We start from the raw sequence: 224 nt of genomic DNA, 5'->3' as shown, positions 1-224 counted from the left end.
AAATGAAAAAAGTTAAAGCTTACTTATTAGAGAATATGGAAGAACTACAAAACGTTGTAAGAGAGGTTAATGGCTGGGATAGTAGTCTTGAGCATCTAGCCTATGAGTACAACGATGAGGAATTCTTTAATGTTTTCTTTGAAGGTAAACCGATGGAAGCAGTGCGGGTGGCATTCTACGGTGACTATCGCTATATGGATGACTATGTTAAATTCGATGGATAC

The 224-nt window shown here is 37.5% G+C and carries 1 protein-coding gene; it reads left to right on the top strand.

All coding sequences use genetic code 11. The features are described from left to right. A partial coding sequence (locus FS628_RS31800) for a hypothetical protein (protein WP_222125364.1) occupies positions 1-224 on the top strand: 224 nt, incomplete at both ends.

The organism is Paenibacillus xylanexedens, from assembly GCF_007676705.1.
Classification (GTDB): Bacteria; Bacillota; Bacilli; order Paenibacillales; family Paenibacillaceae; genus Paenibacillus; species Paenibacillus xylanexedens_C.
The sequence above is the reverse complement of the archived record's forward strand: the minus strand, read 5'-3'. Positions and strand labels throughout refer to the sequence as shown.